Here is a 7,005-nt window from a genome sequence, read left to right as displayed (position 1 = left end):
CCCCAGATCTGGACTGCTCATGAGTGTTCCACAGGGGTGGTTGTGAGCAAAACCAAAGACAGGCAGATCCCGGCCGAAGTCCGCATCCTCCACTCCACCGAAAGGAGGCATGCATGAACTGCGTTCCCCCAGCAGGTCCCGAATAGGCCACGACACGCGCCAATGAGCCCGTGCACGATAGGACGAGCGTAAGCACGGGGAACAAGAGCGGCCTCATCTGGTAGTTCATACCACGAGCTGAAGGCGGCTAGAATGTGCGGGAGCGTCTTCCCCCGGCCCGCGTCTTCCGCCCGGCCTTGGGAGGGTCGGCGGGTACCAAGGCCCACTCGGAGGCAGGTCATGAGCGTCACCCACGCATGGCGCCAGCTCGCGGCGCGGCTCGGGGTCGAGCACCCCATCATCCAGGCGCCAATGGCGGGCGTCACGACCGCGGAGCTGGTCGCCGCCGTGTCGAACGCGGGCGGGCTGGGCTCCATCGGCGCGCCCTACATGAAGCCCGCGGACATCGTGAAGCTCGCGCGGCGGGTGCGTGAGCTCACGGATCGGCCCTACCAGCTCAACCTCTTCGCCCCCCAGCCCGCGCCCGCCCGGACGGACCCGGGCCGGATGCTGGCGGAGCTGACGCGCTACCACCAGGAGCTCGGGCTCGAGCCACCACGGCCGCCCACCTCTCCGTTTCCATCCTTCGAGGAGCAGGTGGACGCCGTGGTGGAGAGCGGAGCGCCGATCTTCAGCTTCACGCTGGGGATTCCACCGGCCGCGGCGCTCGAGCGGCTGAAGGCACGAGGGGTGGTGATCCTCGGGACGGCGACGAACGTGCGGGAGGCGAAGCTGCTGGAGGCGGCGGGAGTCGACGCCGTGGTCGCGCAAGGCAGCGAGGCGGGCGGACACCGGGGCACGTTCGCCGAGCCCTTCGAGGAGGGGATGGTGGGCACCATGGCCCTGGTGCCCCAGGTCGCGGATGCCGTGCGCATCCCGGTCATCGCGAGCGGAGGCATCATGGACGGGCGGGGCATCGCCGCCGCGCGGGTGCTGGGGGCGAGCGGCGTGCAGTTGGGCACGGCCTTCCTCACCTGCCCCGAATCGGGCGCCTCCGCCGCCTACAAGGCCGCGCTCCGGGAGGCTCGGGATGACTCCACGGTCATCACCCGAGCGCTGTCCGGCCGTCCGGCCCGAGGCATCGCCAACACGCTGTCGGAGTCCTTCCGGGAAGAGGGAACCCTCCTCCCCTTCCCGCTCCAGCACGCGGCCACGGGTGCGCTGCGAAGCGCCGCGGCGGCCCGTGGGGACCCGCGATTCATGACGCTCTGGTCGGGTCAGGCCGCCGCGCTCTCACGCGGCCTTCCGGCGGCGGAGCTGATGCGGCAGCTCATCGCGGAGTCCGAGCGGCTGGGGTGACGCAGCGCCGCCCGGACTCCAGCGCCAGCTACTTCTTCTGCGCCTTCGAGGGATCGATCTCCTCCTCGGAGCGCTCGGTCTCCTCGGCGCCTTCCCACTTCTCACCCGCGCCCAGCCGCCACTCGGAGGGCACGTCCAGCTTCCACACGTAGGTGGCCGTGGCGTCGCCGCCCGACGCCGCGCGCGAGCTCACGTTGAAGGTGATCTCCATCTTCTTCACCTCGTTGGGCACCAGGTCCATGTCGTAGTGGCCCAGCACCATCTGCGGCGGGAACTCGGCGATGAAGCGCTCGGGGTAGTCGATCTTCATCGACGGATCCTCCCCCGTCATCTCGCCGATGAGCTTTCCCCGCTCGTCGGTGAGCTTCCACTGGGTCCTGAACGAGGCGCTGGTGACCATCTTCTTCACCTTGCCGTCCGTGCGCTCCTCGCGGTGCGCGCCCCAGAGCGCCAGCTGCAACCGCACCTGCGGCTTGTTCAGCACCGACACCACGTCCGCGCTCACCACGTCCAGGCGCATGCCCTTGTCCGTGGCCGTCCACTCCGGCTTGTAGCGGCCCTCGCGCATCTGGTCGAACACCTTGCGCGTGTACTCGTAGAAGGCCTTGCGGTCCGCGGCACGGTCCTCCTTCTCGCCGCGCTGCTCGAGCTCGACGAGGTACGCGTCGAAGTCCTTGCTCAGCTTGTAGTGATTCTGGTGCGAGCCGATCCGCTCGAAGTACACCTTGAAGAATGGAGCGAGCTCCTGCCGGTAGGAGGCCTCGTCGGGGTTGGCGCGCATCCACCCCACGCGCTCCAGGTAGTCCTTCTGGATGCGGGTGAAGTCCGCCTCACGCTGGGCCTCGAGCGCCCTGCCACTCGCGCTGCGGTACGTCATCACCCCGCCGATGAGGACGCCGACGATGACGACGATGACTCCGAAGTATTGCTTCACGCGGAGATGCTCCTGTCTCTGGAAATGACGGCCTTAGTGATATGAGACCTGCCTCGCGTGTACCAGACCACCGGCAGCGTGGCGTTACCGGTCGCACTTCCTCTCGAGGAGGGCGGCCTTCTGGGCGGGGCCCAGCTCGCCTGGTCCGCCTACGGTGAGCGCTCCGACGACAATGTTGTGGTGCTGCTGCACGACCTCACCCACTCGCACCGGGCCCTCGAGCCCGTGGAGCAGGCGGCCTTCCAGCCCTCGGGCTGGGGCGCGGAGCTCGTCGGCGAGGGCCGGCCGTTGGACACCTCCACGATGCACGTGGTGGTGCCGAACCTGCTCGGCAGCCCCTTTGGCTCGACCTCGCCGGTGACGGTGGACGCGCGGGTGGGACTGCCCTACGGCGCGGCGCTGCCCACGGTGACGGTGACGGACATGGCGCGCGCGGTGGCGGCGATGCTCCGCGGCATGAAGGTGGAGAACGTGCGGGCCCTGGTGGGCGTGGGGCTCGGGGGGCTGGTGGCACTGCGGCTCGCGGCGCTCTTCCCGGAGCTGCCCGCGGCGGTGGTGGTGCTGGGCTCCGCGCGGACCCTGCCCGAGGCCTGGCGCGAGCGGCTCGGCCTCACGCGCCACCTGCTGCGGTTGGATCCGGACTTCCACGAGGGCCAGTACGCGCCGGGCCAGGGGCCGAAGCGGACGCTGCGCAAGCAGTACCTGGAGTACCTGCGGCTGGTGAATGGGCCCACCGGCGAGCAGGCGCTGGAGGCCGAGGCGGACGCCTTCGCGGAGGGCTTCGACGCGAACGCGTGGGCGCTGCTGTGCACGGCCTACGCGGGAGGAGACGTCACCGACAGCCTGGCGCAGGTGCGGGCGCCGGTGCTGATGGTGGCGGCGGCGGAGGACACGCTGGCACCTCCCTCCCGGGTGCGTGACACGTACCACCTGCTCAGCGCCGCGGGCGTGCGGGCGCACTACCAGGAGCTGCCCGCGCCGAGCGCTCACGCGAGCCTGCTCACCCAGGCCCGGCGGCTGCATGGCCCCATGCGGGACTTCCTGCGCCGCCGGAGCTGAGGACTCCGGTCCGTCCTACCGCTGCAGGTGGGGGTTGAGCAGCCGGCCGCGCAACGCGCCCACCAGCATCCCGATGGCGATGTCGTTGTTGCCACCGTGGGGGACGATGATGTCCGCGTGGTGCTTGGAGGGCTCGACGAAGCCCATGTGCATGGGGCGCACGTGGCGCAGGTACTGGCTCACCACGTGATCGAAGTCGCGCCCGCGCTCGTGGATGTCGCGCTCGAGCCGCCGCAGGATGCGCAGGTCGTCGTCGGTGTCCACGTAGATGCGCACGTTCATCTCGTCGCGCACCTGCTTCATGTGCAGCACGAGGATGCCCTCGATGAGGATCATGTCCCCCGGATCCACGCGCACGGTGTGATTCTGCCGGGTGGAGGTGACGAAGTCGTAGACCGGCTTCTGGATGGGCCGGCCCGCCTTCAGCTCGCGCAGGTGCGCCACGAGCAGGTCCGTGTCGAAGGCGTCCGGATGGTCGAAGTTGACCTCCCGGCGCTCGGCCAGCGTCAGGTCCGACAAATCCCGGTAATACGAGTCCTGATCGATGAAGGCCACGCGGCAGTCGGCGAGCGCTTCGCGGACCTTCCGGGCGACCGTCGTCTTGCCAGAGGCGGTACCACCGGCGATGCCAACGACGAGGGGTGACGACATGAGGCGCAACTACCGCAGCAGGGTGGGCACGCGCAAGGCTGCGTCTGAAACCGGACAATTCCCGCTTCGGCCCCTCTGTCGGACCCCAGACACCTCGCCGACATACCTGGCTTCATCATCTTTACTGATTTCACCCATAAGCCCATTCTCCAATTGGAGCACGCCTTCCTCGCGAGCACGCCTTCGAGGCTCCCCGGGCCCCGGCCCGGACCCATCGCAACCGTTGGGGGGGAAGCCATGCCAACAGGAGTCTTCGCCGCAGGTATCCGTCGACTGAGGCCCGTGGTGGTGGTGCTGGCCACGAGCGGCTGTGAACCACTGGAGACAGCACCCGGGCCCGAGCCGTTCGTCTCGAGTACCCACGCACTCAAGGATCTGCACACCCCCAATGGGCTGTCGCTCAACGGCCTGTCCCTCAATGGGTTGTCGCTCAACGGGCTTTCGCTCAACGGCCTGTCCCTCCAGGGATTGACCACCGCGGAGTTCGACACCTGGTTCCAGACGAACCCGGAGTTGCACGACGCGGTGATGAAGTACGTGGTCCGCTGCGCCGTCCCCGCCGGAGTGAGCCGCACCTATACGTCCGCCACCACGGGGCGGACCTGGCAGTGGACGGGGACGCTGGGCCTCGCGCCGGACTGGAGCAACGGCGCGCCCGCCACGCTGACCGAGCAACGCATCATCTCGGCCTGTCTGGCGGCCCACGTGGACAAGTACGAGCTCCACATCTCCATCTCCGTGCAGGGCCTGAGCGCCACGGGCGTGGCCATCCCCACCTCGGACTGGGAACTGGGGCTGTACTCGGAAAAGGAGGCCTGCTTCTTCGGCAACGTCTTCAACGCCGAGGGCATCTACGCCGGCAACGACGGGCGCCCGTTCAACGCGAGGGAGAGCACCGCGCGCGCCTGCGCCCTGTCCAGCAGGGTGGGCACGGAGGAGCAGCCCTGTGCCCCGCTCGTGCGCGTCGAGCAGGACTGCGGGAGGTTCTGCACCCTGGATGCCGCGCGGCGCTTCTACGTGTCCTGCGCCTACAACGGCATCAGCTACCCGGCCATCACCACCCGGATGCTCCGCTCGGACATCTACACGTGCGGGGATGGCACCTGTCAGGTGAGCGAGAAGTGCGGCACGGGCGAGTCCTACGACAACTGCGGCAGGGACTGCGGGCCCTGCCCCTGAGCCGGCCCGAGCGGCTCAGCCCCGGCGCAATACGCCCAGGGCCCTGCCCTCCGCCAGCACCGGGGCGGGAAGCTCCTCCACCGCCCGGGGCGCCTGCGCGAGCGAGCGCACCACCTGCGACAGCGAAGGCGGTACCGGGAGCACCTCCAGCCCCCTGCCCCTGCGCCGCACGACGAAGGTCCACGGGCCCGGAGCCGGACGCCGGGCCACCTGCGCGAGCGACTCGAGGCCACTCACGTCCAGCACCTCGCACGCCCACGCCCGCCCCGTGAGGTGACGGCGCAGGGACTTCGCGGCGAAGACGAGTTCGGTGAGGTCCACGGGGAAGGAGCCCACGCGCACGTCCTCGGCCAGCCCCACCTGCCCCGGGCCGGGCGCCGGCGCGGGCCGCGTCATGAAGGCGTTGGGCAGGAACGTCTCGAAGGTGACCGCCGCCGCCGCGCCCTCGTCCGGACGCTCGCGCAACTGGCGCCGCGCCCAGGACGCGAAGGCATGTCCCGGTGAACGGCCCAGGCCATCGAAGAGCTCGCGGAACTCCTTGGAGGCGGTGAAGGCGCGCAGCCCCTCCCGCGTGCCCGCGAGCAGCAACCGCGACACCGGCCAGTCCCGATCGAGCGTCTCCGCCACCACCGCGAGGCGGAAATCCGTCTCCGCCCGGGCTCCCTCCACGTCGCCCCCGGTCTCCGCCTTCACGCCGTAGCCGATGTCGTAGAGGGACCACGGCTCGCTCTCGCGGGTGAGGGCCGGCGCGGGCTCCTTCACCGGGGTGAGCGCGAGCGGAGGCCTCGGCGGCGCGGCGGGCACCAGCTTGCGCAGGCGGCGCAGCGTGAGAGCAGCCACCTCGGGCGGGTGGCCGTCTCCCTCGAAGGTGACGGCGCGCAACGAGGGACAGCGCGGCAACAGCGACTCCAGCAGGCCGAAGAGCTCCTCGCGCACGGGCTGGGTGTGGTCATCCACGTAGTAGCCCCGCCCGTTGCGCCGCGTGATGACGCCACCGGCCAGGTGGATCTCGATGACCTTGTCCAACGGGAAGCCATCGAGCCCTGCCTCCAGGGGCAGCCTGGCGGCGAGCTGGTAGCTGAGCAGGTGTCCCAGATCGATCAGCAGTGGCAGACCGGTGCGCGCGTGCACGCGGGCCATGAAGTCCAGCACGTGCAGCTCGCCGCGCTTCGCGAAGGCGGCGGGGTTCTCCAGCGCGAGCGGCACGGACAGGTGCGACTGGACGTGGAGCGCGTGGGCCACGCTGTCGCGGACACCGGCCTCGGTGAAGGGAGGGGTGAAGTAGAGGTAGCCCGGGAAGGGCTGCCCGCCCGCGTGCCACCAGCCGATGTCGTTGCCCACCCAGGCGCTGCCCACGGCACGCGCGTGCGCATCCAGGTCCTGGAGCGCCTTCACGGGCTCCAGCTCGGGGCCGTAGAGGTTGAGGTGCACGGGGTGGAAGAGCACGGGCACGTCGCCGCGGCGCTCCCACATCTCGGGGAAGAGCGAGGCGTGCCGCCGCGTCTCGTCGAGCGACAGGGGGGCGCTGTACTCGACGTAGTCGAAGAGGCCGGGGGACTCGGCGAGCAGCCGGTAGGGGTGCGGCTGGTCCGCCGCGTCGAGGTTGCTGCTCAGGCCCAACCCGCGCCAGGGGAGCTGCCAGGCAGCCGCGTCAGAGTGACTCATGGAGCGTCAACCCTACAGCGGGCAGCGCCCATTCTCAGCACTCCCGGCATCCCCTCTCCCTCTGGGAGAGGGCCAGGGTGAGGGTCTTCCCCTCCGTACTCCATGTGCGTACTCCGTGT

At 70.0% G+C, this 7,005-nt stretch carries 6 protein-coding genes; 3 read left to right on the top strand and 3 right to left on the bottom strand.

All coding sequences use genetic code 11. The annotated features are described in order from the left end of the window. Positions 1–339: 339 nt before the first annotated feature. The gene (locus Q664_RS14550; protein ID WP_043394832.1) at positions 340–1,398 is read left to right on the top strand and encodes an NAD(P)H-dependent flavin oxidoreductase; all 1,059 of its coding nucleotides are present in this window, start codon (positions 340–342) and stop codon (positions 1,396–1,398) included. Positions 1,399–1,426: 28 nt separating this feature from the next. Here Q664_RS14550 and Q664_RS14545 read toward each other — a convergent pair whose 3' ends face one another. Further along, the gene (locus tag Q664_RS14545; protein ID WP_043394830.1) at positions 1,427–2,332 is read right to left on the bottom strand and encodes a hypothetical protein; all 906 of its coding nucleotides are present in this window, start codon (positions 2,330–2,332) and stop codon (positions 1,427–1,429) included. Between the two features lie 57 nt (positions 2,333–2,389). Between Q664_RS14545 and Q664_RS14540 the strand changes: the two genes are divergently transcribed. Continuing rightward, the gene (locus Q664_RS14540; protein ID WP_052518100.1) at positions 2,390–3,391 is read left to right on the top strand and encodes an alpha/beta fold hydrolase; all 1,002 of its coding nucleotides are present in this window, start codon (positions 2,390–2,392) and stop codon (positions 3,389–3,391) included. Positions 3,392–3,406: 15 nt separating this feature from the next. Here the strand turns inward: Q664_RS14540 and udk are convergent, their stop codons facing one another. Further along, on the bottom strand, positions 3,407–4,042 hold the full coding sequence (gene udk, locus Q664_RS14535) for a uridine kinase (RefSeq protein ID WP_043394829.1): 636 nt from the start codon (positions 4,040–4,042) through the stop codon (positions 3,407–3,409). A gap of 237 nt (positions 4,043–4,279) precedes the next feature. Here udk and Q664_RS14530 point away from each other — a divergent pair, with 237 nt between their 5' ends. Next, positions 4,280–5,221, top strand: a complete 942-nt coding sequence (locus Q664_RS14530; RefSeq protein WP_152622104.1) for a hypothetical protein — start codon at positions 4,280–4,282, stop codon at positions 5,219–5,221. 15 nt (positions 5,222–5,236) lie between these two features. On the opposite strand, the gene Q664_RS14525 is transcribed toward Q664_RS14530, so the two are convergent. Continuing rightward, positions 5,237–6,886, bottom strand: a complete 1,650-nt coding sequence (locus Q664_RS14525; RefSeq protein WP_043394827.1) for an MbnB/TglH/ChrH family RiPP precursor modification enzyme — start codon at positions 6,884–6,886, stop codon at positions 5,237–5,239. Between the last annotated feature and the right edge of the window lie 119 nt (positions 6,887–7,005).

The sequence above is a fragment of the Archangium violaceum Cb vi76 genome, from assembly GCF_000733295.1.
GTDB lineage: Bacteria > Myxococcota > Myxococcia > Myxococcales > Myxococcaceae > Archangium > Archangium violaceum.
The sequence above is the reverse complement of the archived record's forward strand: the minus strand, read 5'-3'. Positions and strand labels throughout refer to the sequence as shown.

Bases quoted from the DNA above. Each gene is read 5' to 3' on its own strand.
- udk (WP_043394829.1), bottom strand. From the start codon at position 4,042: ATGTCGTCACCCCTCGTCGTTGGCATCGCCGGTGGTACCGCCTCTGGC.
- Q664_RS14530 (WP_152622104.1), top strand. From the start codon at position 4,280: ATGCCAACAGGAGTCTTCGCCGCAGGTATCCGTCGACTGAGGCCCGTG.
- Q664_RS14550 (WP_043394832.1), top strand. From the start codon at position 340: ATGAGCGTCACCCACGCATGGCGCCAGCTCGCGGCGCGGCTCGGGGTC.
- Q664_RS14525 (WP_043394827.1), bottom strand. From the start codon at position 6,886: ATGAGTCACTCTGACGCGGCTGCCTGGCAGCTCCCCTGGCGCGGGTTG.